We start from the raw sequence: 23534 nt of genomic DNA, 5'->3' as shown, positions 1-23534 counted from the left end.
GCCCCCGGCAATATCAGCCTGATGCATGAATTGTGGGGGCGCTGCGCACCCCTTTCGCGACACAAGGCCGCTCCTACACATCCCACGCATACCTTGAGGCAGTGCAAACCGATGGCTGCAACTGCCTGCATGACACCTGCCCCACAGGCCCTCCGCCACCCACTAATGCTATGATGCCCACCTCGCTCGAAGGACCTCCCGCGCCCCCATGAACTACCGCCAGCCCACCACGCGCAAAAGCATGCACGCCACCCTGGTCCAGGACCTCGGCCTGCAAATCGTATCCGGCCAACTCGCACCCGGGCAAAAGCTGCCCTCCGAGGCCAGCCTGTGCGAAAGCTACGCGATCAGCCGGCCGGTGTTCCGCGAAGCGATGCGCGCCCTGACCGCCAAGGGCCTGGTCGAAGCCCGCCCAAGGGTCGGTACGCTGGTGAGGCCCCGCCATGACTGGCACATGCTCGACCCCGACGTGCTGCACTGGCTGATGCAGGCCACCCCGCAAAAAGACTTCTTCAACACCCTGTCCAGCGTGCGCTGGGTTATCGAACCCGCCGCCGCCGCGCTGGCCGCCACCAACGCCACCCCCGAGGATGTCGAGTCGATCGCCGAGGCCTACCAGCGCATGGAAGCCGCGCGCACCCATGAAGAGCGCCTGCAACCCGACCTGGACTTCCACGCCCGCATCGCCGACGCCACCCACAACGACCTGTTGGCCTACCTGTGCAACATGCTCTCGATGGCCCTGCGCGAATCGGTGCGCTATTCCAACCAGCGGCCGAACTTCAACCAACTCGCCCTGCCCCGGCACAAGGCGATTCTCACTGCTATCCAGAACGGCGACGCGCTGGGTGCACGGCATGCTTCGCTGGTGCAGCTTGAAGATGCGCGTGTGGCGTTGAGCAAGGTGTTGGGGCAAGACCCGACTAGCTGAAGCAAAGCTGTTGATTGCTGGCGCTGGTTACCCAGTACAAGGGGCGGTGGAGTCAGTTGCAGGCAAGGAACTCCCATCGTGTGCATTTCTCACTAGGAACAACCCTGAATTTCGGCTGCCTGCACTTACAAGCTGTTACAGCGAGCGCCTGAAAAAATCAGATTTAACCCCTTTCCTGTAGGGCATTTCCCAAAGATACTGCCGCCGCCTGTTTTTCGTTGCGGTCGTTATTTCTGAGTTTTAGGCTCGGTGGGTCGTTGCACATCAACGACCGGCTTTGACAGGCCGCGACGATATACAGCGCAGAACCGTTCATGGCGGTTGTGTATGGGGCACGCTTGCGTGCGCCGGTTTCTGTGTTCGCCGGTCTGTCAACCCATGCACAGCTGCCACCTCTCCGTTTGACAGCGGATTGGCGGTGGCCCCACCGAGAACACAGTCCGATGCTAAAAATTGTTCCTGATCCACCCCACCACCTTCACTCCCTCGAAGATACGTTGATGCTGGCTGCAGATTACGCACTCTGCGCCGAAGCCGTTGCGCAACAGGCGATGATGATGCAACCCAAGTCGCCCTCCTCCTTGTTGATCATGACCTCCATGCACGAGCTCGAAACCTTGCGCAAATTGCTTGAGGTCGCGTTGGCGCAAGTGCAAATGCCGATCGAGCAAGGAACGCTGCATTAAGCCGCATCACGTTAAGTCTGGCCTGGCTCTTTCGAAGGCTACCGCCCCCACACGGCACCGCCCCTGAGGTTGTAGACGACCCTCAGGTGCCCGGTGAACCAGTGGAGCCCGGCTTGCCGGCGATAGGGCCAGCCCAGGCACCCGTATTTTCAGGGAACCAACTCATGCCGAAAGACAGCACAACCGAAAAAACCACACCCGGCAAAACCATGTTCTATCAGGCAGAAGGCCAAACTCAGCCGCTGTTCTGCATCGCACCTGGTATCCCCTGCCAGAATGCCAGGGAGCAAGCCTCAGAGTTGATGGGCTGTGTGCGTGACTTGACCATTACCGGCTTGATGGAAGACAGCCCGCAATTGATCTGGGCATCCTACTACCTGAGTGCACTGGCCAAGGCGCTGCTCGACGATGCCGAGCTGGGGATGCAGCAGTAGATATTCCAGTGTCGCTACTGGCCTCTTGTAAGGGGCCAGTTCAAGTCGAAACGATTGCGGAAAATCACTCATGACGGCAGCTAAATACAAAGGCGACCAGAGCGGCACGCCGCGTCGCAACATGTTCACCATCGCACCGGGAATACAGCCCAGCTACGCCATAGAGCAAGCAACAAAGTTGATGGACTGCGCACGGCATTTGAATATCACCGGCGTGATGATTGGCAACCGACAGATGATCTGGGCTTCGTATCACCTAAGTGCGATGGTCAAGGCGCTGTTGGAAGAGATTGAGCTGAACCTGAAGGGGTGAATGCTTGCAGTCACAAGCTCACCATGCGTGCGCCCTGCTACACCTTACCGCTTGCCAACGCCGCTTTTAGCTGATCGATTTCAAGCCAGCCTCTGGTTGAGTGGACGACCCTATGACAGTTCGCGCATAGCAATGCGAGGTCATTGAGGTGCGTCTTGTCACCGGGTTGGAGAGTATGAACAGGCTTCGTATGATGCACGTCGATGAGGCCCTGGCCGACGTCACCGTATCGAGTAGCGAAGTCAAATCCGCAGGCTTCACACACGAGCTTTCCAAACTTCGCCATCGCCTGCTTTTTTTTACTAGCCACCAGCCTACGGTCTCTCTCTCGGGAGCGGTGTAACCTCGTAAGCACCTTACCCTCTTCAGCCTCTTGGATCTCAGGCTCGTCGCCGCCGCCCAAGGCCTGTTCTGCGATTTCGCTAGATAGGTGATGCTCTACGGCAGCTCTGATGGCAGTGACAACCTTGGCTAAACGCTCGGGTGCCTCAGCGTAATCATCCCATACCACCGCCTCACCTTTATTGCCCTTCACTAGGCCGGTTTTGCCAGCGCTGGTGTAGTCCGGGTCCCAATGCCTGAAATTGCCGAGCTTCATACACACGCCATTGGCGTTACGGAAGTTTGTGACAGGGCCTACACCCAGGGCCTTACCCATCTTGCCGAGGAACAGAGAAAGCTCTTGGACGTCTGGGGGTTTTGGTGAGGGGAGAGAAGGACGGTGCCGGAGATACAGGTCTATAGCGAGTATGAGTTCGTCACTGGACCATGGGGGGTTGGAGTGAGCTGTGCGAGCTTTGCCAGAGGGGGAATCGAGATGAACATCCATGCTGTGTATCGGTGCCTGTAGGAATGCCTGCTGTGGTCCTACAATATCATTGGTAGGGAAGCGTAGGAATTTTCGTACGGCACGATGAGGCATCCAACGCTATGTGGAATTCAGATGGTGATTCACCTGAGGCATGAAAGTCTGTTGAATCGCTGAATACTTACCCCGCTAATCCAGACGCGGGTTTAAATCTCCCGGCGCCCTAAGCAAGCCGCTATCTATTGCTAGACCACTAACGGGCTCACATGCTCCCCCCCCAGAATGCGCAAGCCGCCAATGTCTGGGCGCGCCAGGCACTTGGCACACGAGCTAGCAGCCTGACAGAGAACCACGCCGTAAGAAATCAAAGTATCGGCGACAGATTGATCAGCTGGTAGTGGGAGGGTAATTTCGCCCGCTCGGACACTTACCCCTCTTGACCAGAAACCCCGAAAGCCAAAAAACTTTTAAAACCTCAAACCCCAGAAACAACAAAGCCACCCGAAGGTGGCTTAGTCGTTTAAATAATGGTCGGGACGGAGTGATTCGAACACTCGACCCCTTGCACCCCATGCAAGTGCGCTACCGGGCTGCGCTACGCCCCGACTGGGCTTTGAAGCATGTTCTCAATCTTGCCGAGAACGCTGAAGAATTTACCCTAACCTTTTGATAAATGGAAGCTTTTTTTCAAAAAAATCCATTCACCAGCTCTAGCTCACTTCTTCAACACCACCAGCACATCCTCCAACTCAACAATCATCTGCCGAATCAGCTGCTTGTACTGGCTTGACTCATCCTTCACCTCATCACTGGAGAGCCGCAACCGCGCCCCGCCAATGGTGAACCCCTGGTCATAAAGCAGCGCGCGAATCTGGCGGATCATCAGCACGTCTTGGCGCTGGTAATACCGCCGATTGCCCCGCCGCTTCACGGGGTTGAGCTGAGGGAACTCCTGCTCCCAATACCGCAGCACGTGTGGCTTTACGGCACACAACTCGCTCACTTCACCAATGGTGAAGTAGCGTTTGCCCGGTATGGGGGGCAGTTCGTCGTTATGGCTTGGTTCCAGCATAGGCCTCAACCCGGGCCTTCAACTTCTGCCCTGGACGAAAGGTGACGACGCGCCGTGCAGTGATCGGGATCTCTTCCCCTGTTTTGGGGTTGCGGCCCGGCCGCTGGCGTTTGTCGCGAAGGTCGAAGTTGCCGAAACCGGACAACTTGACCTGCTCGTTCTCTTCAAGTGCGTGCCGAATTTCTTCAAAAAACAGCTCGACCAACTCCTTGGCCTCACGCTTGTTAAGCCCCAGCTCCTCGTACAGCCTTTCGGCCATCTCAGCTTTCGTCAGAGCACCCATGCCGTTATTTCCTTAACGTGGTGTTCAACCTTTGTTCAAGCGAGGTGAGGATGTTTTGCAGGGTAGTGTTCACCTCATCGTCGTTAAGAGTGCGCGATGGATGCTGCCAGGTCAAGCCGACGGCCAGGCTTTTTCTATCAGGATCAATACCTTTACCCTGGTAGACGTCAAACAGCCTGAGGTCTGTAAGCCATTCGCCTGCATTGTCACGAATTACTTCAAGCACGGCGCTGGCGGCCACGTCACGGCCAGCGATCAGGGCCAGGTCACGACGGGTTTCCGGGAACTTGGAGAGTTCGCTGAATTTCGGCAGGCGGCCTTCGACCACATCACCCAACACCAGCTCGAAGACGTACACCGGGCGGTCCAGGCCCAGGGCCTTGGCAACTTCCGGGTGCAGGGCGCCGAGGTAGCCGACTTCCTTGCCGTCGCGCTGGATGACAGCGGTCTGGCCTGGGTGCAGGGCGGGGTGTATGCCGGCGGCGAAGGTGAAGTCGCTCAGGGCGCCCGAGTAGCCCAGCAGGGCTTCGACGTCTGCTTTGACATCGAAGAAGTCGATGCTGTCACGGCCGTTGGCCCAGCCTTCTGGCAGGCGGCTGCCGGTGACAACGCCGGCGATCATGGGCTGCTGCTCCAGGTCACCCAGCTGGCCGACGAAGCGCAGGCCGCTTTCGAACAGGCGCACGCGGTCTTGCTGGCGGTTGAGGTTGTGCTGCATGGCTTTGACCAAGCCCGGCCACAGCGAGGCGCGCATGGCGGCCATGTCGCTGGAGATGGGGTTGGCCAGCAGCAGCGGCTCTACGCCTGGGGTGAACAGCTCGAACAGCTTCGGGTCGATGAAGCTGTAGGTGATGGCTTCCTGGTAGCCGCGGGCGACCAGCAGGCGGCGCAGGTTGGGCAGCTCACCGCGGGTTTCCGGGTTGGCCTTGGGCGCCAGGCGCGCTTGCGGGTAACGCACAGGCAGGCTGTTGTAGCCGTACAGGCGGGCCAGCTCTTCGATCAGGTCGACTTCCAGGCTGATGTCGAAGCGGTGGCTTGGCACCTTGACGGTCCACTCCCCTGCCCCGTTGGCCGTGGTGGTCAGCTCCAGGGCGTTGAGCATCTGCTCGACCTGAGCGGCCTGCAGCTCCATGCCGAGCATCTGGGTGATGCGTTCGGCGCGCAGGGTCACCGGGGCGACTTGCGGCAGGTGCTGTTCGCTGACGGCTTCGATGATTGGGCCGGCTTCGCCGCCGACAATCTCCAGCACCAGTGCGGTAGCGCGCTCCATGGCTTCGCGGGCCAGTTGCGAGTCGACGCCGCGCTCGTAGCGGTGCGAGGCGTCGGTGTGCAGGCCGTAGGAACGGGCCTTGCCGGCAACGGCGATCGGCTCGAAGAAGGCGCTTTCAAGGAACAGGTCGCGGGTTTTTTCGGTGTTGACGCCGCTGTGCTCGCCACCCATCACGCCGGCAATGGCCAGGGCGCGGGTGTGGTCGGCGATGACCAGGGTGTCGGCGCGCAGGGCGACTTCCTGGCCGTCGAGCAGCACCAGCTTCTCGCCCTCTTCGGCCATGCGTACGCGGATGCCGCCGTTGATTTCGGCGAGGTCGAAGGCGTGCATCGGCTGGCCGAGTTCGAGCATCACGTAGTTGGTGATGTCGACGGCGGCGTCGATGCTGCGCACGTCGCTGCGGCGAAGGCGTTCAACCATCCACAGCGGGGTGGGCTTGCTGAGGTCGACGTTGCGGATGACGCGGCCCAGGTAGCGTGGGCACACGGCCGGGGCGCTGACTTCGACCGGGCGCACTTCGTCGTGGGCAGCCGGTACGGCCGGCACCACCGGGCGGGTGACCGGGACGTTGTACAGGGCGCTGACGTCGCGGGCCAGGCCCGCCAGCGACAGGCAGTCACCGCGGTTGGGGGTTAGGCCGATTTCGATGCTGGCGTCGTCCAGGTTCAGGTACTGGCGAATGTCTTCGCCTACCGGGGCGTCGGCAGCCAGTTCGAGCAGGCCGTCGTTTTCTTCGCTGATCTGCAGCTCTGCTGCCGAGCACAGCATGCCGAACGACTCGACGCCGCGCAGCTTGGCCTTCTTGATCTTGAAGTCGCCCGGCAGTTCGGCGCCGATCATGGCGAACGGGATTTTGATGCCCTGGCGCGCATTGGGGGCGCCGCAGACGACCTGGAAGGTTTCCTGGCCGTTGCTGACCTGGCAGACGCGCAGTTTGTCGGCGTCAGGGTGTTGTTCGGTGGCGAGGATTTCGCCCACGACGATGCCGCTGAACTGGCCGGCAGCGGGGGTTACGCTGTCGACTTCAAGGCCGGCCATGGAAAGGCGGGCGACCAGTTCGTCACGGGAGACTTGCGGGTTTACCCAACCGCGCAGCCACTGTTCACTGAATTTCATGCTGTTCTCCTGAAAGTTGCGTCGATTGGGCCTAGCGGAATTGGGCTAAGAACCGCAGGTCGTTGTCGAAGAACAGACGCAAATCGTTGACGCCGTAGCGCAGCATGGCCAGGCGCTCGGCGCCCATGCCGAAGGCGAAGCCCTGGAATTCTTCAGGGTCGATGCCGGACATGCGCAGCACGTCCGGGTGCACCATGCCGCAGCCCAGCACTTCCAACCAGCCGGTTTGCTTGCACACGCGGCAGCCTTGGCCGGAACACATCACGCACTGGATATCGACTTCGGCGGAAGGCTCGGTGAAGGGGAAGAACGACGGGCGGAAGCGCACGGCCAGTTCTTTTTCGAAGAACACGCGCAGGAACTCTTCGATGGTGCCCTTGAGGTCGGCAAAGTTGATGTCGCGATCGATCAGCAGGCCTTCGACCTGGTGGAACATCGGCGAGTGGGTGATATCCGAGTCGCAGCGGTAAACGCGGCCCGGGCACACAATGCGGATTGGCGGCTGGGTGGACTCCATGGTCCGCACCTGCACCGGCGAGGTGTGGGTGCGCAGCAGCATGTTGGCATTGAAGTAGAAGGTGTCGTGCATCGCCCGGGCCGGGTGGTGGCCGGGGATGTTGAGCGCTTCGAAGTTGTGGTAGTCGTCTTCGACCTCAGGGCCTTCGGCGATGCCGTAGCCGATATGGGTGAAGAACTGCTCGATGCGTTCAAGGGTACGGGTGATCGGGTGCAGGCCACCGGTGGCCTGGCCACGGCCTGGCAGGGTCACATCAATGCATTCGGCGGCCAGGCGAGCGCTGAGCTCGGCCTCTTCAAAGGCTGCCTTGCGTGCGTTGAGCACTTCGGTGACGCGCTCTTTGGCGTCATTGATCAGCGCGCCGACTTTCGGGCGCTCTTCGGCTGGCAGGTTGCCCAGGGTCTTCATCACCTGGGTCAGTTCGCCTTTTTTGCCAAGATACTGAACCCGGATCTGTTCCAGGGCATTGATGTCTTCAGCGCGCTCCACGGCCTCAAGGGCTTGGGAGACCAGCGCGTCCAGGTTTTCCATGTACAGACTCCAGATACGAAAATAGGGGAAGAGCTTTGAAGGCTCTTCCCCTATCGATGACGTTTTACACCCGACAGCGCAGAACGCTGCCGGATGATTGTCGTGGGTACTTAAGCCAGAACGGCTTTAGCTTTCTCGACAATTGCAGCAAACGCCGCTTTTTCGTTCACTGCCAGGTCAGCCAGAACCTTACGGTCGATTTCGATCGACGCCTTTTTCAGGCCAGCAATCAGACGGCTGTAAGACAGACCGTTGGTGCGGGCACCGGCGTTGATACGAGCGATCCACAGTGCGCGGAACTGACGCTTCTTCTGGCGACGGTCGCGGTAGGCGTATTGGCCTGCCTTGATGACTGCCTGCTTGGCTACGCGGAATACGCGCGAGCGTGCACCGTAGTAACCTTTAGCCAGCTTCAGAATTTTTTTGTGACGCTTACGAGCGATAACGCCGCGCTTTACACGAGCCATGAGTAACTTCCTCTATCTTTGACCAGAATTAACGAACGCGCAGCATGCGCGCGACTTTCGCGACGTCAGACGGGTGCAGCAAGCTGCTACCACGCAGTTGACGCTTACGCTTGGTCGACATTTTGGTCAGGATGTGGCTCTTGAAAGCGTGCTTGTGCTTGAAGCCGGTAGCGGTCTTCAGGAAGCGCTTTGCAGCACCGCTCTTGGTTTTCATTTTTGGCATGTTGGAACTCCGCATTCGATAAAATTACACATAATCATCAGGCCTGCCGTGCCCGGGAGATTACTTCTTTTTCTTGGGGGCGATGACCATCATAAGCTGGCGTCCTTCCATCTTCGGATGCTGCTCAACGGTGCCGTATTCGGCGAGGTCAGCTTCAACCCGCTTCAACAGCTCCATGCCCAGCTCCTGGTGGGCCATCTCACGACCACGGAATCTCAGAGAGATCTTGGCCTTGTCCCCATCGGTAAGGAAACGTACCAGGTTGCGTAGTTTTACCTGGTAATCCCCATCCTCCGTCCCTGGACGAAACTTGATTTCTTTGATCTGGATCTGCTTCTGGTTTTTCTTGGCTTCGTTAGCCTGCTTCTTCTTTTCGAAGAGGTGCTTGCCGTAGTCCATGACCTTGCAGACAGGCGGTAACGCGTCTGCAGAGATTTCAACCAGGTCCAGCTTCGCTTCATCAGCGATACGCAGCGCTTCATCAATCGAGACGATGCCAACCTGCTCGCCGTCTGCGCCAATTAACCGAACCTCGCGGGCCGAGATATTCTCGTTGATCGGGGCCTTCGGTGCAGCACGTTTATCGTTTCTCATTTCACGCTTAATAGTCATTACTCCGATTCTTGGCGACCACGCCGGGAAACCGCATGTGTCAGAAGCTCAACGAACTGGGCGACGGGCATGGAGCCCAGGTCTGCACCTTCGCGAGTACGCACAGCGACGGTTTGCGTTTCGACTTCGCGGTCCCCTATAACCAAAAGGTACGGGACCTTGAGCAAAGTATGCTCGCGGATTTTAAAGCCGATCTTCTCATTTCTCAAGTCCGACTTGGCACGGAAACCGCTACCGTTCAGAGATTTCTCAACCTGAAGGGCGAAATCGGCCTGTTTGTCGGTGATGTTCATGATCACGGCCTGGGTCGGTGCCAGCCACGCCGGGAACACGCCGGCATAGTGCTCGATGAGCATGCCGATGAAGCGCTCGAACGAGCCGAGGATGGCGCGGTGCAGCATCACCGGGCGCTTGCGCGCGTTGTCTTCGGCGATGTAGCTGGCGTCCAGGCGCTCTGGCAGGTTCGGATCGTACTGCAGGGTACCACACTGCCAGTTACGGCCCAGGCAGTCGCGCAGGGTGAATTCGATTTTAGGGCCGTAGAAGGCACCTTCACCTGGCTGGTATTCCCATTCCAGGCCGGATTCGTTCAGGGCGTCGGCCAGTGCACCTTCGGCGCGGTCCCACAGCTCTTCGGAACCCACGCGCTTGGCGGGGCGGGTGGAGAGCTTCATGGCGACGTCGGTGAAACCGAAGTCCTTGTACACGTCCAGGGTCAGCTTGATGAAGTCGGCGGCTTCTTTCTTCACCTGGTCTTCGGTACAGAAGATGTGCGCGTCGTCCTGCACGAAGCCACGTACGCGCATGATGCCGTGCAGGGCGCCGGAAGGCTCGTTACGGTGGCAGGCACCGAATTCGGCCAGGCGCAGCGGCAGGTCGCGGTACGACTTCAGGCCCTGGTTGAACACCTGCACGTGGCACGGGCAGTTCATCGGCTTGACCGCGTAATCACGGCTTTCCGACGAGGTGGTGAACATGTTTTCGGCGTAGTTGGACCAGTGGCCGGAACGCTCCCAGAGGATGCGGTCGACGACTTGCGGGGTCTTGATTTCCGAGTAGCCGTTTTCGCGCTGGACCTGGCGCATGTACTGCTCGAGCACCTGGTAGACGGTCCAGCCGTTGGCGTGCCAGAACACCATGCCTGGCGCTTCTTCCTGCAGGTGGAACAGGTCGAGCTGCTTGCCGATCTTGCGGTGGTCGCGTTTTTCGGCTTCTTCGATGCGCTGGATGTAGGCAGCCAGCTGCTTCTTGTCAGCCCAGGCGGTACCGTACACGCGCTGCAGCTGCTCGTTCTTGGCATCGCCACGCCAGTAGGCGCCGGACAGCTTGGTCAGCTTGAATGCCTTGAGGAAACGGGTGTTCGGCACGTGCGGGCCACGGCACATGTCGACGTATTCTTCGTGGTAGTACAGGCCCATGGCCTGCTCGTCGGGCATGTCCTCGACCAGGCGCAGCTTGTAGTCTTCGCCACGGGCCTTGAACACGTCGATGACTTCGGCGCGCGGGGTCATCTTCTTGATGACGTCGTAGTCTTTTTCGATCAGCTGCTGCATGCGCTTTTCGATGGCGACCAAGTCTTCAGGGGTGAAGGGGCGCTCGTAGGCGATGTCGTAATAGAAGCCTTCGTCGATGACCGGGCCGATGACCATCTTGGCGGTCGGGTACAGCTGTTTCACTGCGTGGCCTACAAGGTGGGCGCACGAGTGACGGATGATCTCCAGTCCCTCTTCATCTTTAGGGGTGATGATCTGCAGGGTGGCGTCGTGGGTGATCAGCTCGCAGGCGTCGACCAGCTTGCCGTCGACTTTGCCCGCAACGGTGGCCTTGGCCAGGCCGGCACCGATCGAAGCGGCGACATCGGCTACGGATACCGCGTGATCGAACGCGCGTTGACTGCCATCGGGAAGAGTAATAGTGGGCATGGCGCCTCCTCTCCTAGTGGTGACCCCTACCAAAGGTCACATGGGTTGGGATGAGCCAGTACAAGATCCGACCTGCCTTCCTTGAAGGAAGCCTGCCTCACAGTGGCAGGAGCCTTTCGGCTTGCCAGGGGGACCTGAGTGACTGGAAAGTAAAAAGATAGTTGCACGCTGCACGTGTGCAGGTGCAAGCCGGGCATGCTAGCACGGGGGTTGCATGGCAGCGCAGAAATATTTGGAAATTACGCGGTAGCGGTGAACTTACACGGAAAATTTCCTATCAGACTTTGGGAAGCAACCTACTCTTGATGAGACCTTAACCCAAGGAGTGTCTGGTTATGCGAGTTCCGTCTCTTCTGGCCCTGGCGGCCGCTGGCGCCCTGCTGCTGCCCATGGCAGCCACCGCTGGCAACTTCCCTGCCGGCAAGGAGGGTGCCTACATGACGCAATGCAAACAGGTGGCGCAAGGTCAAGGTGTCGACGCTGCAACTGCAGACAAGCATTGTTCGTGCGGCGCGCAAGCCATCAAAGATAATTTCACTGATAAGGAGATCGAAGACCTGGACAGCAATGACGGCGTTGACGCCAAGCTGATGCAGAAGGCACAGACCGTCGTGCAAGCGGCCTGCAAGCCGAAATGAGCCATGCGCAGAGGGCTTTCCGGGCTTTATTTGCCCTGGATCAGCATCCTGCGAAGGTAAAAGACGCTACAGGCGCAGAATTAGACTATTATGGTGTCCGTGCTCCGTAGCCTCGGCCACATTGCACCACTGAAAATTAAATGTTCTGGAGATTCACCCATGTCCAATCGCCAACAAGGCACCGTCAAATGGTTCAATGATGAGAAAGGCTACGGCTTCATCACCCCAGCAGGCGGCGGCGACGACCTGTTCGTTCACTTCAAAGCCATCGAATCCGACGGCTTCAAGAGCCTGAAAGAAGGCCAGACTGTTTCCTTCGTTGCCGAAAAAGGCCAGAAGGGTATGCAGGCTGCGCAGGTTCGTCCGGAGTAATTCGGATAGCTGTAAAAAAACCCGCCCTTGTGGCGGGTTTTTTTATGGGCGCTTGCCAGGGCAGCATACGCCTGCCCTTCGTAGGAGCGGCCTTGTGTCGCGAAAGGGCTGCGAAGCGGCCCCAGGTTTCTAGCTCCGCCGCTTGAAATGCCGGGGCCGCTTTGCGGCCCTTTCGCGACACAAGGCCGCTCCTACGGGGGGCGTGCCGTATTTGGAGCTGCATTATCGCCGACAGATGAGAAGGCTGAGGCTTCATCAATAGATGCATGGGCATTAACCAGGGCAGCACACGCCTGCACCTCGTAGGGGCTGCATCAACCGCAGTTGACGCGGGTCACCTTGCCCTGCTCGTCCACATTCAGGTTGAGGCGCTCGGAGCGGTACTCCAGGGTCACCATGTCATGTGGCTTGAGAATACGGGCAATCTGTGAGCCACTGGCCTTGCGCGCCTGCTCGAGCAGGTCGGCACTGCCTTGCTTGCCAATGGCGAAATCGGCACCGCTGGCCTCGCAGCGCCCGTCGTTGCCTGCAGCTGCAGCCGGGGCGCTGCCGCCGCCAGAGCTGCCACCAGTGCTGCAACCAGCCAGCACAGCAGCGACCAGCAAGGTTGCCAGGGAAGCACGGGTACGGAACATGAATCCTCCTAAATAGATCTGGGAACTGCCTGTTCCGACAGTTCCACCCAGAATTCGTTGCAAAACCGCACAAGTCTGCCCGAACTCACCGCGCATGGCGAAAGGCAATCGTGACCGGATTTTGCACCACGCAGTTGGTTTGCTTGGGCAGGCTTTTTATTCTTAAGTCGAAGAGCCATTGACGCAAAGTGATGATTTACTTTAAGAAGTGCAGGCACAGTGCCTGCTGCGAACACCAGGGTCAGGTGTTCGCCCCTCCGCCACAGGCCCAAACGAGAGCCTTTCATGAGCCACCACAGCATCGACGCCGACATCAAGGTCAAATGGGCGGAGGGCCAGAGCGCCTACAGCCCCAGCACGCCAGAAGAGCTGGTATTGATCGCCCTGGACCTGCTGGTGCGCGACTTGGGCAGCGAGGCGGCGCGCAGCTTCATCGACCAGGTGTTCGAGCGCTACGCACCGCACGCCGCTATTGCAATCGAGCCAGGCGCGCGCTGAGCAGGTCGAAAAAGCCCTGGGCATCGCCCTCGCCCACCCACATCACGTTGGCCGGCTGCTTGAGCACGCCGTACCAGTCCGCGACGGTCTGGCCGAAGGTCGGGCCCTCGCGGCTGTCGACGCTCATGTGGATGCGCCGCCCGCTGAACAACTCGGGCTTGAGCAGATAAGCAATGACGCTGGCGTCATGCACCGGGCCGCCGGGCATGGCGTACAAGTCCATGTCGTGCTTGATGTACGCATTGAGGATGTCCACCACGCGCTTGCTGGCCTGGTTGTTCACGGCTGCCAGCTGCTTGAGGCGGGCGTCACTGGTGAGCAGTTTGTGGGTGACGTCCAGTGGCAGGTAGGTCAGTGGCACGCCACTGGCCAGCACCACCTCGGCAGCGTGCGGGTCGGCGTAGAGGTTGAATTCTGCCGCCGGGGTGATGTTGCCGCCGTTGAAGTGGGCGCCGCCCATCACCACCACCTCTTTGATGCCTTTGGCGATGTCCGGGCGCTGGATCAGAGCCAGGGCCAGGTTGGTCTGTGGGCCGAGCATGGCCACGGTGATGCTGCGGGGTTCGGCAGCGCCGAGCGTATCGACCAGGTACTGCACGGCATTGCCCGGGGCCAGGGGCTTTTTCGGTTCATGCACCGGGACACCGGTCAGGCCTTCTTCGCCATGCACTTCGGCAGCGTAGATGGGCGTGCGCACCAGCGGGCGCCCTGCCCCGGCGTACACCGGGATGTCTTCGCGGCCGGCCCACTCGCGGGCCAGGCGGGCGTTGCGCGAGGTTTTGTCGAGGCGCACGTTGCCGGCGACGGTGGTGATGGCGCGGATATTGAGTTCGTCCGGCGAGGCCATGGCCAGGAACAGTGCGACCACATCGTCGGCGCCGGGGTCGGTGTCGATGATCAGGTCGCGGGGTGCGGCCTGGAGCGTGGTGGTGGCGGCTGCGGCCATGAGGGCGAGTCCTTGTAGCAGAGGTTTGAGCATGGGGCACTCCTGTTGCCTTGGTGGTGAAGCGGTCGGGGCCGCTTGGCGGCCCATCGCCGGCAAGCCGCCCCCCACAGACTGGACTGGGAACTAGAAGGTTACGCCAGCTATGAGGGCGATGTTGCTGTAGGGCTGGCACTCGCCGGTACGCACCACGGCGCGCGCACTGCGCGACAACACCTTGAATTGCTCATGGCTCAGCCATTCACGCTTGCCGAGCTTGCCGCGCAGACGCTCGATCTCGACCAGGCCGGGCGGCACGACCTTCTGCATCTCTTCGGCCAGCACATGGCGCTCCACCTGCATCTCGCTGAGCACTGCGCGCAGCACGCTGGCGAAGTCGGGAATGCCCGGCGTCAAGGCCAGGTCGATCAGTTCGACCCCTGGCGGCACGGGCAAACCGGCATCGCCGATCACTAGGATATCGCCATGGCCCAGCCCGGCAATGGTGCGCGACAGGGCAATATTGAGCAGCGCGGTCTTTTTCATGGGGCTAGCTCCGCCAAGGTCGGGATCGAAGGCTGCGCACCGGCGCGAGTGACGGACAGCGCCGCAGCGCGTTGGCCGAAGGTGATCGCTTCACTCTCCTCCAGGCCGCGCACCAGCGCGGCTGCAAAACCGCCGACAAAGGTGTCGCCCGCTGCCGTGGTGTCGAGCGCTTTGACCTGCGGCGCCGGGAAGTGCCGGCTGCCATCTCGGCTGACGAACACCGCGCCCTGCGCACCAAGGGTGACGATGACCTTGCCGGCGCCCAGTTGCAGCAGGCGCTCGCCGGCACGGCGGGCGCTGGCCAGGTCGTTGACCGGCTTACCGGCCAGCGCCTCGGCCTCGCTTTCGTTGGGGATGAGGTAATCGATATGGGCGAACCACTGCGCGGGCAACGGGCCAGTGGCCGGGGCCGGGTTGAGGATCACCGTCTTGCCCAGCTCACGACCCCTGGCCAGGGCCCAGGCCACGGTGTCGGCAGGCACTTCGAGCTGGCAGATGATCACCTCGGCAGCCTGCAGCAGCGCGTCGAAACGCTGCACGCTTGCCGGGGTAAGCTGGCCGTTGCCGCCGGGGATGATGACGATGCAGTTCTGGCTGGCGGCATCCACGGTAATCAGCGCCACCCCACTGGAGACGCCTGGGCACTCGCTCACCGCCTGGCAATCGATACCCTCCACTTCCAGGGCCTGGCGCAACTGCTGGCCGTAGGCGTCAGCGCCGACGTTGCCGATCATGGCCACGCTTGCGCCCAGGCGTGCTGCGGCCACCGCCTGGTTGGCGCCCTTGCCCCCCGGCACGGTGCAAAAGCTTTCGCCGGCCAATGTTTCGCCTGCACGTGGCAGCCGCTCGGCGCGGGCCACCAGGTCCATGTTGAGGCTACCGACCACCACTACCTTGGCACTCATGGGCATTCCTTAGCGGTAATCATTGAACAGGTCCGGGCGCGGCCCGGTGGACTCGCGCAGCACGATGCGCGGGGCGACGATGCGTTGCTCTGCGCCATCGCGGCGGGGCGTAGCGATACGTGACAGCAACAGCGCCGCTGCACTTTCGCCGAGCTCGCGGATCGACTGGCCAACGGTGGTCAGCGGTGGGTACACGTAGCGGCTCAGCTCGATGTCGTCGAAGCCGATCACCGACAGCTCGCCCGGCACGTTGATGTTGCGCTCGGCAGCCGCACGCAGCACGCCGAAGCCGATCATGTCGTTGCCGGCGAAAATCGCCGTGGGCCGCTGGCCGTCGAGCAGCTGCGCGGCCGCCGCATGGCCGCCTGGGCTGGTGAAGTCGCATTGCAGGATGTGCGCCCCCTGCACGGCTACCTGCGCCTCGGCCATGGCGCGGTGGAAGCCGGCCAGGCGCAGCTGGCTGACCCCGGTCGCAGCCGGGCCGCCGATATAGGCGATGTCGCGATGGCCAAGCTCCAGCAGGTGCTGGGTGGCCAGGTACGCGCCCTGCTCGTGGTCGATGCGCACCAGGTCGGCGTCCACGCCTTCCAGTGCTCGGTCGACAATGACCATCGGCGTGCGCACGCAGGCCAGGCTCTGCAGCAGGTCGCTGTCCTCGCCCACCGACGCCACCACCAGGCCGTCGATGCGTTTTTCCAGCAGCACGCGCAGGTAGCTGCGCTGCTTCTGCGGGTTGTCATCGGAGTTGCACAGGATCACGCAATAGCCGTTGCGCTCGCAGGCATCTTCAATGCCGCGCGCCAGCTCGGCGAAGTAAGGGTTGACGCTGTTGGGCACCAGCAACCCGATGGTAGCCGTCGTGCGCGCCTTGAGCGAACGCGCCACGGCGCTGGGCACGTAGTCGAGCTCGACGATGGCCGCTTCGACCTTCAGCCGCACCTGTTCGCTGACCGGGCGGGTCTTGTTCAGTACATGGGACACTGTGGTGTAGGAAATGCCCGCGAGTGCCGCGACGTCTTTGATGGTTGCCATGTTTTCAGTTCCGCCGGCCTGCTCGCCGGCTACGGTAGGTGTCGAGCACCACGGCGATGACGATGACCGCCCCGGTGATGATGCGTTTGGTGGGTTCTGAGGCGCCGATCTGTGCGAGGCCTGCGGCCAGCACCGAGATAATCAGCACGCCGAAGAAAGTACTGATGACCGAGCCGCGCCCGCCCATCAGGCTGGTGCCGCCGATCACTACAGCGGCGATCACCTGCAGCTCCAGGCCGGCGCCAGCATTGGGGTCGGCGGCCTCAAGGCGGGAAATCTGGAACAGCGCGGCCAAGCCTGCCAGCAGGCCCATCAGGGCAAACACCAGCACCTTGTAGGGGCGCGGGTCGATGCCGGCCAGGCGCACGGCCTCTTCGTTAGTGCCGATGCCGATCAGGTGGCGGCCGAACACGGTGCGGGTCAGCACCAGCTGGGCGAGGATGATCACCAGCAAGGCAATGATGAAGGCCGGCGAGATACCGTAGGCGATCGGGTTGGAGAACCAGGCGTAGGCATCGCCGATGTAGGCGGTGCGCGAGTCGGTGAACTGGTAGGCCAGGCCGCGGGCCATTTCCAGCACGCCCAGCGAGACGATGAACGACGGGATGCGCCAGGCCACCGTGACTGCACCGGTGATGCTGCCGGCAAGTGCGGCGACAGCCATGCCGAGCAAGGCGGCCGGCAGCACGCTCCAACCCCAGCCGAGGATGGCCACGCTGACTGCCGATGCCGCCAGCGCCAGCACCGACCCCACAGACAGGTCGATGCCGCCGATGATCAGCACGAAGGTCATGCCCACGGCCAGCACCATCAGGTCGGGGATCTGGTTGGCGAGGGTGCTGAAGGTGGCGTACGACCAGAAGTGGCTGCTGAGCAACGAGAACAGCACGATCATGGCCAGCAAGGCGCCCGCAAGACCCAGGTAGGTGCCGAGGCCGAAGTAGGTGCCGCTGCGGCGCGCGGGGGCGCCGGCCTGTGTGTCGAGAGGTGTGGTTTTCATGCATCCATCCTGGGCGCTGCGTCGTGCAGCAGGGCGTCACGTTTCTGGTAGCCGGCGAAAGCGGCGGCAAGGAGCTGGTCCTGGCTCCAGTGGTCGCGCTCGAAGGTGTCGATCAGGCGGCCGGCCGACAGCACGGCGATACGGTCGCAGATCAGCATCAGCTCGCGCAGGTCGCTGGACACCACCACCAGGGCCTTGCCCTGGCGCGCCAGCTCGGCCAGCAGGCCATAGATGTCGAACTTGGCGCCCACGTCGATGCCGCGGGTGGGTTCGTCGAACAGCAGCACCTGGCAGTCACGCTCCAGCCAGCGGCCGATCACCACCTTTTGCTGGTTGCCACCGGACAGCTCGCCGACCGGCTGGGCGGCATTGGCACTGCGGATGCGCATGGCATTGATCTGGCGTTCGGCCAGGGCCTTTTCGGCGTCGCCGTCGACCACCCCGGCGCGGGACAGCGCGGCGAGGTTGCCCAAGGCGATGTTGGCGCTGATCGATTGCGTCAGCAGCAGGCCTTCGCCCTTGCGGTCTTCAGTGATCAGGGCGATACCGGCCTTGACCGCTGCCTTGGGCGAGTCGATGGTCACCGCCTTGAGTGGCTGGCCGATTTCGATGCTGCCGCTGTCGGCGCGGTCGGCGCCGAAGATCAGCCGCAGCAGCTCGGTGCGCCCGGCACCAATCAGACCGGAGATACCGAAGATCTCCCCTGCCCTGACCTGCAGCGACACGTCCCGCACCTTGACACCGCGGCATAGCCGGTCGACCTTGAGCAACGGCGCGCCGATATGCCGGCGACCCAGGTCGATGTGTTCGCCCAGCTCGCGGCCGACCATCAGGTTGACCAGTTCGGCGCTGCTGTAGCGCTGGATCGGCTCGTCGCACACCAGCTTGCCGTCGCGCAGCACCACGATGCGCTGCGCCACACGCTGGAGTTCTTCAAGGCGGTGGGAGATGTAGACGATGGCCACGCCGCGCTGGCGCAGGCGCTCGATCTGGGTGAACAGCAACTCCACCTCGCGGGCGGTGAGCATGGCGGTGGGTTCGTCGAAGATCAGCACATGGCAGTCGCCGATCAGGTTGCGGGCGATCTCCACCATCTGCTGGTGGCCGATGCCCAGTTCGCCCACCGGGGTGTCCGGGTCGATGGCGTCCAGGCCAACCTGTGCCATGGCGGCCGTGGCCAGTTGGCGCAGGCGCTTCTGGCTGATCCAGCCGAAGCGGCTGGGCAGGTTGTCGAGGAACAGGTTTTCGGCCACGGTCAGGGTCGGCAGCAGGTTGAGTTCCTGCATGACCATGCGCACGCCAAGGCGCTCGGCGGCGCTACGGCTGCCAGGCGCATAGGCCTGGCCGCGGAAAGTCATGTGCCCGGTGGTGGGCGTTTCCAGGCCGCTGATGAGCTTGGACAGGGTGCTCTTGCCAGCGCCGTTCTCGCCGGTCAGGGCCAGCACTTCGCCGGCGCGCAGGGCCAGGCTGACGTCGCCCAGCACCGGTTGCGCGTAGCTCTTGCCCAAGCCGCTGGCAGCGAGCAGCACTTCATTGGCCGTTACAGGCATGGCCATGTCTCCTGGCCGTCAAGGCTTGGTGATGAGTTCGACCGGGGTCTGGATGACGTTGTCGGCGTCCACGTTCGGCTTCTGGCCCTGGAGCATCTGCAATGCCGCCTGAATGCCGTACACCGCCTGCTGGCTGGCCGCCTGGTCGAGGGTGGCAAGCACGCGGCCATCCTTGAGCATGGGCTTGATGGCGTTGATGTTGTCGTAACCCACCACTTGCACCTGGCCGGTCTTGCCGGCGGCGCGCACCGCCGAGACAGCGCCCAGGGCCATGCTGTCGTTGCCGGCCAGCAGCGCCTTGAGGTCGGGGTACTCGTTGAGCATGGCGGCGGCGACGGCGTTGCCTTTGTCGATTTCCCAGTTACCCGATTGCACCGAGACGATCTTCATCTGCGCCGCCTCCATGGCGTCCTTGAAGCCGGCGGTGCGCTGCTGGGCATTGGTGGTGGTCGGCACGCCTTCGATGATGCCGACCTGGTCACCGGCCTTGAGCTTTTCCTTGGCCAGGTAGTCACCCACCAGACGGGCGCCCTTGCGGTTGTCGGGGCCGACAAAGGGGACGCTGAGGTTCTTGCTCTTGAGTACGTCGGGGTCCAGACGGTTGTCGATGTTGACCACCGTGATGCCGGCGTCCATGGCCTTCTTGATCACTGGCACCAGGGCTTTGGAGTCGGCCGGTGCGATGACCAGCGCCTTGGCACCGGTGGCGATCATCTGCTCGACGATGCGGATCTGGTTGCCGGTGTCGGTCTCGTCCTTGATGCCATTGGCCACCAAGTCGAATTCGTTGGCGTGGTCTTTCTGGTAGGCCTTGGCGCCGTCTTCCATGGTGCGGAAGAATTCGTTGGCCAGCGACTTCATCACCAGGGCGACCTTGGGTTTGTCTTCGGCATGGGCAGCGGACAGAGGCAGGGCAAGCGACAGCGATGAAATGACGGCGAGCGCCAGCAGACGACCGGGGAACGGCAGTTTCATGGGAGATGACTCCGAATCTTGTGGTTTTTATCGGATCGCAAACGTTTGCGTTGGCTAACTATGGAAACAGGATGAGGTTTTGTCAAATCCGTTTCGCTGCCGGGGGCTGCGTTGCTTCTGGCGCAGATTATCTTGGATTCTTCCGAAAAACCGAACAGGTTTTCCTATGTTTGTTCGGATTGCCGAATTCGAGGGGCCGCCTGCGCGCTCTTCATGTCAAGCCCGGCCCACAGCCACAGCGGCATACAGGAAATTACAGCGCCCTACCAAGGATGGTACGAAAACTGCCTTGCACCCTGTGCGACACAGCAAAATCTCCTTTAGGAAGAGAGAACAATAATATGAATGCTGCACTGAAGACCTTCGCACCCAGCGCCCTGGCGTTGCTGCTTATCCTGCCAACCGCTGCTTCGGCGAAAGAAGCCCAAACCCAACAGAAGCTGGCCAACGTGGTCATCCTCGCAACCGGCGGCACCATTGCCGGCGCCGGTGCAAGTGCTGCCAACAGTGCCACGTACCAAGCGGCCAAGCTGGGCATCGACAAGTTGATCGCCGGCGTGCCGGAGCTTGCCGGCATTGCCAACGTGCGCGGCGAGCAAGTGATGCAGATCGCCTCCGAAAGCATCAGCAATGACGACCTGCTCAAGCTGGGCAAGCGCGTCGCCGAACTTGCCGAAAGCAAGGACGTCGACGGCATCGTCATCACCCACGGCACCGACACCCTGGAAGAAACCGCCTACTTCCTCAACCTGGTAGAGAAGACCGACAAGCCGATCGTGGTGGTGGGCTCCATGCGCCCGGGCACCGCCATGTCGGCCGATGGCATGCTCAACCTGTACAACGCCGTGGCCGTGGCCAGCGACAAGCAGTCCCGCGGCAAGGGCGTACTGGTGACCATGAACGACGAGATCCAGTCCGGCCGCGACGTGAGCAAGGCGGTCAACATCAAGACCGAAGCGTTCAAGAGCGCCTGGGGCCCGATGGGCATGGTGGTGGAAGGCAAATCGTACTGGTTCCGCCTGCCGGCCAAGCGTCACACCGTCAACTCGGAATTCGACATCAAGCAGATCAGCAGCCTGCCGCAGGTCGACATCGCCTACGGCTATGGCAACGTGACCGACACGGCCTACAAGGCACTGGCACAGAACGGCGCGAAAGCGCTGATTCATGCCGGTACCGGTAACGGTTCGGTGTCGTCGCGCGTGGTGCCGGCACTGCAGGAGCTGCGCAAGGATGGCGTGCAGATCATCCGCTCGTCGCACGTCAACCAGGGCGGTTTCGTGCTGCGCAACGCCGAGCAGCCGGATGACAAGAACGATTGGGTTGTGGCGCACGACCTGAACCCACAGAAGGCGCGGATCCTGGCCATGGTGGCAATGACCAAGACCCAGGACAGCAAAGAGCTGCAGCGGATTTTCTGGGAATACTGATTGCTGCATGACAAGGGGCTGGTGTGCTGGCTACACCGGCCCTTTTTCGCGGTTTAAATCGCCACGGATCGGCCACCCACAGCCCTCCGCTTTTTTACCTTACACGCAGTTGCGAAATACCTTACAGTGAAATACTGTACGCGCATACAGCAAAACAAGGAAAAGCCCCGTGGCCAGTACCGCCCCTGCAACGCCGAGCAGTTATGAACAACTGGGTACGCGTATCCAGAAAATCATCAACAGCCCCATCGCTCAACGTAGCCGCGCCGCCCTGATCTTCCGCCTGGAGCAGGAGTCGCCCGACGACTGGGAAACCCTGCTCGAGGAGATCGCCGAGAACGACAACGTCACCCTCGCCCACCGCGACGATGGCGGTGTGCAGATTTTCTGGACGGTGCCGAAGGACGATTGACCGCGCAAGGGGCCTAGGCCAGTGCCTGCAGGTAGGCGCTGGCCTGCCGATAACGGGCCAGCCGTGCCAGGTCGGCCGGGCCTGGGCAGGCGATGCGTGAAAGGTCGCTATTGTCGGCCAGGTCGGCCATTTTGACGGTACGCGCCAGCGGGTCGCAGCCAAGGCGCACGACGAAATCCTCGTAGCTTTCGCCATCACGCCGGCTCAAGGCCAGCAAGGCGGCCAGGATCTTTAGCGTGAAGCCCTCGCGGGCAAGGTCGGAAAGTGTCAGCGGCGTGTCTTCGATCACGTCGTGAAGCACGGCGACGATGCGCTGTTCGGGCGTGGACACCTGCATCATCACCCGCAGGGGGTGCAGGATATACGCCGCACCGCCTTTGTCGTATTGCCCTTCATGCGCTCTGGTGGCTACCACGATGGCCCGCTCCAGTGTAGACATGAGGCCCTCCCCGTTTCAGCCGTCTCACAGAGCAAGCATAGACGGGTCGGGTTACAGATGACAGACGTCTGTTCCGGCGCTTTCACAGCCAGCGGGAAAAGGCGGCTCGCCTCTATGCAGGCACCTCAGTGCATGGCACCGGCTGCGCCGGTGATCGCCGGCAAGCCGACTCCCACACTAGAGGCCATACTACAAAGTCAGCGCTGCGCACCGTGCTGAATGACAACCGAATCCGTGCCCAGCTTGGCCATGACCTCTGCCTTGCGCGCTTCGGCCTCTTCCTTGGTAGGGAACGGCCCCAGCAGCACCACCGGCTTGCCATTGCGGTATTCGACCGAGGACGGGATGCCCTTCTCGATCAGGCGGGCGGTCATGTCGCTCAATGCACCCATGTTGGCGCCCTGGATCACCTCGACATCCCAGCCTTGGGGGGCAGGCTGATCGGCCAAGGCCTCGGCGCGGCGCTGTAACTCGGCGCCGCCGCAGATTTCGCGGATGCGCAGGTTGTTGCCATTGTCGTCGACGATAATGTCGTACTGGCCACCTTCACCCTTGACGGCGACGTAGCTGCGGTAGGCTTCGTACTGCCCGGCATCGTCCTTGCCACGCACCTGACCGCAAATGGTGCCTTTGGTGTCGATCCGCACGTTGCCGAACTTGGCGGTCTTGGGGTTGTGCAGGTGCTCGGCCACCTGCTTGTGCACACCTTCGACCTCGTTCTCACAGCCCACCAGGGCCAGCACTGCCATTACCACTGCCAGTTTGCGCACGCGTGTACCTCCCGTTTCGAAGCGGCGGATTCTAGCATGGCGGCCCATGGCCCGGACCGCGACCATACGTTACACCTTGCTACATACCGGCCACCCACCGGACGCGCACAATGCAAAAAGGGCGACCCTTTCGGATCGCCCTCTCTGATGTTTGGTAGGCACAATTGGACTCGAACCAACGACCCCCACCATGTCAAGGTGGTGCTCTAACCAACTGAGCTATGT

General features: G+C 61.6%; 28 protein-coding genes and 1 tRNA gene. 9 read left to right on the top strand and 20 right to left on the bottom strand.

Annotated elements, in window-relative coordinates; all coding sequences use genetic code 11:
- The first annotated feature begins 208 nt into the window (after positions 1-208).
- The 4 genes from EGJ09_RS04560 (at position 209) to EGJ09_RS04545 (ending at position 2364) form a co-directional block, all read left to right on the top strand.
- On the top strand, positions 209-931 hold the full coding sequence (locus EGJ09_RS04560; protein ID WP_046787111.1) for a FadR/GntR family transcriptional regulator: 723 nt from the start codon (positions 209-211) through the stop codon (positions 929-931).
- A 443-nt stretch (positions 932-1374) separates the two neighbouring features.
- On the top strand, positions 1375-1617 hold the full coding sequence (locus EGJ09_RS04555) for a hypothetical protein (protein WP_046787112.1): 243 nt from the start codon (positions 1375-1377) through the stop codon (positions 1615-1617).
- A 164-nt stretch (positions 1618-1781) separates the two neighbouring features.
- Positions 1782-2051: a DUF3077 domain-containing protein gene (locus tag EGJ09_RS04550; protein WP_046787113.1), complete on the top strand. Its 270-nt coding sequence runs from the start codon at positions 1782-1784 to the stop codon at positions 2049-2051.
- A 70-nt stretch (positions 2052-2121) separates the two neighbouring features.
- A complete protein-coding gene (locus EGJ09_RS04545; protein ID WP_115275246.1) occupies positions 2122-2364 on the top strand; it encodes a DUF3077 domain-containing protein in 243 nt (80 codons plus the stop codon).
- A 37-nt stretch (positions 2365-2401) separates the two neighbouring features.
- Here the strand turns inward: EGJ09_RS04545 and EGJ09_RS26700 are convergent, their stop codons facing one another.
- The 10 genes from EGJ09_RS26700 to thrS form a co-directional block, all read right to left on the bottom strand.
- A complete protein-coding gene (locus tag EGJ09_RS26700; protein WP_052750458.1) occupies positions 2402-2962 on the bottom strand; it encodes an HNH endonuclease in 561 nt (186 codons plus the stop codon).
- Positions 2963-3700: 738 nt separating this feature from the next.
- Positions 3701-3777 (bottom strand) — tRNA-Pro (locus EGJ09_RS04535).
- Between the two features lie 110 nt (positions 3778-3887).
- A complete protein-coding gene (locus tag EGJ09_RS04530; protein ID WP_008100384.1) occupies positions 3888-4244 on the bottom strand; it encodes a MerR family transcriptional regulator in 357 nt (118 codons plus the stop codon).
- The gene (gene ihfA / locus EGJ09_RS04525) at positions 4225-4527 is read right to left on the bottom strand and encodes an integration host factor subunit alpha (RefSeq protein WP_003250679.1); all 303 of its coding nucleotides are present in this window, start codon (positions 4525-4527) and stop codon (positions 4225-4227) included. The genes EGJ09_RS04530 and ihfA overlap by 20 nt, the downstream gene beginning before the upstream one ends.
- 4 nt (positions 4528-4531) lie before the next feature.
- Positions 4532-6913, bottom strand: coding sequence for a phenylalanine--tRNA ligase subunit beta (pheT, locus tag EGJ09_RS04520; RefSeq protein WP_125923349.1), 2382 nt, complete (start codon positions 6911-6913; stop codon positions 4532-4534).
- Between the two features lie 31 nt (positions 6914-6944).
- Positions 6945-7961, bottom strand: a complete 1017-nt coding sequence (gene pheS / locus EGJ09_RS04515) for a phenylalanine--tRNA ligase subunit alpha (RefSeq protein WP_046787172.1) — start codon at positions 7959-7961, stop codon at positions 6945-6947.
- Between the two features lie 110 nt (positions 7962-8071).
- On the bottom strand, positions 8072-8428 hold the full coding sequence (rplT, locus tag EGJ09_RS04510) for a 50S ribosomal protein L20 (RefSeq protein WP_003250671.1): 357 nt from the start codon (positions 8426-8428) through the stop codon (positions 8072-8074).
- Positions 8429-8456: 28 nt separating this feature from the next.
- Positions 8457-8651: a 50S ribosomal protein L35 gene (gene rpmI, locus EGJ09_RS04505; RefSeq protein ID WP_012313865.1), complete on the bottom strand. Its 195-nt coding sequence runs from the start codon at positions 8649-8651 to the stop codon at positions 8457-8459.
- Positions 8652-8711: 60 nt separating this feature from the next.
- Entirely contained in the window at positions 8712-9263 is a 552-nt protein-coding gene (gene infC / locus EGJ09_RS04500; protein WP_174141673.1) for a translation initiation factor IF-3, read from the bottom strand.
- Positions 9263-11185 carry a threonine--tRNA ligase gene (gene thrS, locus EGJ09_RS04495; RefSeq protein ID WP_046787173.1) on the bottom strand — a complete coding sequence of 641 codons (1923 nt, stop codon included), beginning with the start codon at positions 11183-11185 and terminating at the stop codon, positions 9263-9265. The genes infC and thrS overlap by 1 nt, the downstream gene beginning before the upstream one ends.
- 335 nt (positions 11186-11520) lie before the next feature.
- Here thrS and EGJ09_RS04490 point away from each other — a divergent pair, with 335 nt between their 5' ends.
- Both EGJ09_RS04490 and EGJ09_RS04485 read left to right on the top strand, forming a co-directional pair.
- Positions 11521-11823: a hypothetical protein gene (locus tag EGJ09_RS04490; protein WP_115275249.1), complete on the top strand. Its 303-nt coding sequence runs from the start codon at positions 11521-11523 to the stop codon at positions 11821-11823.
- Between the two features lie 159 nt (positions 11824-11982).
- A complete protein-coding gene (locus tag EGJ09_RS04485; RefSeq protein ID WP_012313861.1) occupies positions 11983-12195 on the top strand; it encodes a cold-shock protein in 213 nt (70 codons plus the stop codon).
- 314 nt (positions 12196-12509) lie between these two features.
- On the opposite strand, the gene EGJ09_RS04475 is transcribed toward EGJ09_RS04485, so the two are convergent.
- Positions 12510-12830, bottom strand: coding sequence for an I78 family peptidase inhibitor (locus EGJ09_RS04475; RefSeq protein WP_046787175.1), 321 nt, complete (start codon positions 12828-12830; stop codon positions 12510-12512).
- Positions 12831-13115: 285 nt separating this feature from the next.
- Here EGJ09_RS04475 and EGJ09_RS04470 point away from each other — a divergent pair, with 285 nt between their 5' ends.
- Positions 13116-13328 (top strand): hypothetical protein, encoded by a 213-nt coding sequence (locus EGJ09_RS04470; RefSeq protein WP_125923347.1) that lies wholly within the window; start codon positions 13116-13118, stop codon positions 13326-13328.
- Here the strand turns inward: EGJ09_RS04470 and EGJ09_RS04465 are convergent.
- The 7 genes from EGJ09_RS04465 to EGJ09_RS04435 form a co-directional block, all read right to left on the bottom strand.
- Complete coding sequence (locus EGJ09_RS04465; RefSeq protein ID WP_125923346.1) at positions 13300-14307, bottom strand: nucleoside hydrolase; 1008 nt, start codon at positions 14305-14307, stop codon at positions 13300-13302. The two genes, EGJ09_RS04470 and EGJ09_RS04465, sit on opposite strands and share 29 nt — an antisense overlap.
- A gap of 90 nt (positions 14308-14397) precedes the next feature.
- Complete coding sequence (gene rbsD / locus EGJ09_RS04460; RefSeq protein WP_012313857.1) at positions 14398-14796, bottom strand: D-ribose pyranase; 399 nt, start codon at positions 14794-14796, stop codon at positions 14398-14400.
- Positions 14793-15701, bottom strand: coding sequence for a ribokinase (rbsK, locus tag EGJ09_RS04455; protein WP_125923345.1), 909 nt, complete (start codon positions 15699-15701; stop codon positions 14793-14795). The genes rbsD and rbsK overlap by 4 nt, the downstream gene beginning before the upstream one ends.
- A gap of 9 nt (positions 15702-15710) precedes the next feature.
- Positions 15711-16733, bottom strand: a complete 1023-nt coding sequence (locus EGJ09_RS04450) for a LacI family DNA-binding transcriptional regulator (RefSeq protein WP_125923344.1) — start codon at positions 16731-16733, stop codon at positions 15711-15713.
- A gap of 4 nt (positions 16734-16737) precedes the next feature.
- Positions 16738-17733, bottom strand: coding sequence for an ABC transporter permease (locus tag EGJ09_RS04445; protein ID WP_125923343.1), 996 nt, complete (start codon positions 17731-17733; stop codon positions 16738-16740).
- The gene (locus EGJ09_RS04440; protein ID WP_125923342.1) at positions 17730-19283 is read right to left on the bottom strand and encodes a sugar ABC transporter ATP-binding protein; all 1554 of its coding nucleotides are present in this window, start codon (positions 19281-19283) and stop codon (positions 17730-17732) included. The genes EGJ09_RS04445 and EGJ09_RS04440 overlap by 4 nt, the downstream gene beginning before the upstream one ends.
- An 18-nt stretch (positions 19284-19301) precedes the next feature.
- Positions 19302-20258, bottom strand: a complete 957-nt coding sequence (locus tag EGJ09_RS04435; RefSeq protein ID WP_046787181.1) for a sugar ABC transporter substrate-binding protein — start codon at positions 20256-20258, stop codon at positions 19302-19304.
- 341 nt (positions 20259-20599) lie between these two features.
- On the opposite strand from EGJ09_RS04435, the gene EGJ09_RS04430 reads away from it, so the two are divergent.
- Positions 20600-21688 (top strand): asparaginase, encoded by a 1089-nt coding sequence (locus EGJ09_RS04430; protein ID WP_046787182.1) that lies wholly within the window; start codon positions 20600-20602, stop codon positions 21686-21688.
- A 169-nt stretch (positions 21689-21857) separates the two neighbouring features.
- Entirely contained in the window at positions 21858-22100 is a 243-nt protein-coding gene (locus tag EGJ09_RS04425) for a DUF1654 domain-containing protein (RefSeq protein ID WP_039602925.1), read from the top strand.
- A 13-nt stretch (positions 22101-22113) separates the two neighbouring features.
- Here EGJ09_RS04425 and EGJ09_RS04420 read toward each other — a convergent pair whose 3' ends face one another.
- Both EGJ09_RS04420 and EGJ09_RS04415 read right to left on the bottom strand, forming a co-directional pair.
- Complete coding sequence (locus EGJ09_RS04420; RefSeq protein ID WP_046787183.1) at positions 22114-22539, bottom strand: bifunctional (p)ppGpp synthetase/guanosine-3',5'-bis(diphosphate) 3'-pyrophosphohydrolase; 426 nt, start codon at positions 22537-22539, stop codon at positions 22114-22116.
- A 197-nt stretch (positions 22540-22736) separates the two neighbouring features.
- Complete coding sequence (locus tag EGJ09_RS04415) at positions 22737-23309, bottom strand: SPOR domain-containing protein (protein ID WP_046787184.1); 573 nt, start codon at positions 23307-23309, stop codon at positions 22737-22739.
- Positions 23310-23534: the final 225 nt, after the last annotated feature.

It is taken from the genome of Pseudomonas sp. p106 (genome assembly GCF_003936645.1).
In the GTDB taxonomy this organism is placed as follows: Bacteria; Pseudomonadota; Gammaproteobacteria; order Pseudomonadales; family Pseudomonadaceae; genus Aquipseudomonas; species Aquipseudomonas putida_E.
The sequence above is the reverse complement of the archived record's forward strand: the minus strand, read 5'-3'. Positions and strand labels throughout refer to the sequence as shown.

What these genes read in the sequence shown, in the direction of transcription:
- EGJ09_RS04450 (WP_125923344.1), bottom strand. Translation starts at nt 16,733, where the DNA reads ATGGCAACCATCAAAGACGTCGCGGCACTCGCGGGCATTTCCTACACC.
- EGJ09_RS04550 (WP_046787113.1), top strand. Translation starts at nt 1,782, where the DNA reads ATGCCGAAAGACAGCACAACCGAAAAAACCACACCCGGCAAAACCATG.
- pheT (WP_125923349.1), bottom strand. Translation starts at nt 6,913, where the DNA reads ATGAAATTCAGTGAACAGTGGCTGCGCGGTTGGGTAAACCCGCAAGTC.
- EGJ09_RS04545 (WP_115275246.1), top strand. Translation starts at nt 2,122, where the DNA reads ATGACGGCAGCTAAATACAAAGGCGACCAGAGCGGCACGCCGCGTCGC.
- ihfA (WP_003250679.1), bottom strand. Translation starts at nt 4,527, where the DNA reads ATGGGTGCTCTGACGAAAGCTGAGATGGCCGAAAGGCTGTACGAGGAG.
- rpmI (WP_012313865.1), bottom strand. Translation starts at nt 8,651, where the DNA reads ATGCCAAAAATGAAAACCAAGAGCGGTGCTGCAAAGCGCTTCCTGAAG.
- EGJ09_RS04485 (WP_012313861.1), top strand. Translation starts at nt 11,983, where the DNA reads ATGTCCAATCGCCAACAAGGCACCGTCAAATGGTTCAATGATGAGAAA.
- EGJ09_RS26700 (WP_052750458.1), bottom strand. Translation starts at nt 2,962, where the DNA reads ATGAAGCTCGGCAATTTCAGGCATTGGGACCCGGACTACACCAGCGCT.
- rbsD (WP_012313857.1), bottom strand. Translation starts at nt 14,796, where the DNA reads ATGAAAAAGACCGCGCTGCTCAATATTGCCCTGTCGCGCACCATTGCC.
- rbsK (WP_125923345.1), bottom strand. Translation starts at nt 15,701, where the DNA reads ATGAGTGCCAAGGTAGTGGTGGTCGGTAGCCTCAACATGGACCTGGTG.
- EGJ09_RS04560 (WP_046787111.1), top strand. Translation starts at nt 209, where the DNA reads ATGAACTACCGCCAGCCCACCACGCGCAAAAGCATGCACGCCACCCTG.
- infC (WP_174141673.1), bottom strand. Translation starts at nt 9,263, where the DNA reads ATGACTATTAAGCGTGAAATGAGAAACGATAAACGTGCTGCACCGAAG.
- EGJ09_RS04530 (WP_008100384.1), bottom strand. Translation starts at nt 4,244, where the DNA reads ATGCTGGAACCAAGCCATAACGACGAACTGCCCCCCATACCGGGCAAA.
- thrS (WP_046787173.1), bottom strand. Translation starts at nt 11,185, where the DNA reads ATGCCCACTATTACTCTTCCCGATGGCAGTCAACGCGCGTTCGATCAC.
- EGJ09_RS04430 (WP_046787182.1), top strand. Translation starts at nt 20,600, where the DNA reads ATGAATGCTGCACTGAAGACCTTCGCACCCAGCGCCCTGGCGTTGCTG.
- EGJ09_RS04420 (WP_046787183.1), bottom strand. Translation starts at nt 22,539, where the DNA reads ATGTCTACACTGGAGCGGGCCATCGTGGTAGCCACCAGAGCGCATGAA.
- EGJ09_RS04440 (WP_125923342.1), bottom strand. Translation starts at nt 19,283, where the DNA reads ATGCCTGTAACGGCCAATGAAGTGCTGCTCGCTGCCAGCGGCTTGGGC.
- EGJ09_RS04490 (WP_115275249.1), top strand. Translation starts at nt 11,521, where the DNA reads ATGCGAGTTCCGTCTCTTCTGGCCCTGGCGGCCGCTGGCGCCCTGCTG.
- pheS (WP_046787172.1), bottom strand. Translation starts at nt 7,961, where the DNA reads ATGGAAAACCTGGACGCGCTGGTCTCCCAAGCCCTTGAGGCCGTGGAG.
- EGJ09_RS04435 (WP_046787181.1), bottom strand. Translation starts at nt 20,258, where the DNA reads ATGAAACTGCCGTTCCCCGGTCGTCTGCTGGCGCTCGCCGTCATTTCA.
- EGJ09_RS04555 (WP_046787112.1), top strand. Translation starts at nt 1,375, where the DNA reads ATGCTAAAAATTGTTCCTGATCCACCCCACCACCTTCACTCCCTCGAA.
- EGJ09_RS04475 (WP_046787175.1), bottom strand. Translation starts at nt 12,830, where the DNA reads ATGTTCCGTACCCGTGCTTCCCTGGCAACCTTGCTGGTCGCTGCTGTG.
- EGJ09_RS04465 (WP_125923346.1), bottom strand. Translation starts at nt 14,307, where the DNA reads ATGCTCAAACCTCTGCTACAAGGACTCGCCCTCATGGCCGCAGCCGCC.
- EGJ09_RS04470 (WP_125923347.1), top strand. Translation starts at nt 13,116, where the DNA reads ATGAGCCACCACAGCATCGACGCCGACATCAAGGTCAAATGGGCGGAG.
- EGJ09_RS04445 (WP_125923343.1), bottom strand. Translation starts at nt 17,733, where the DNA reads ATGAAAACCACACCTCTCGACACACAGGCCGGCGCCCCCGCGCGCCGC.
- rplT (WP_003250671.1), bottom strand. Translation starts at nt 8,428, where the DNA reads ATGGCTCGTGTAAAGCGCGGCGTTATCGCTCGTAAGCGTCACAAAAAA.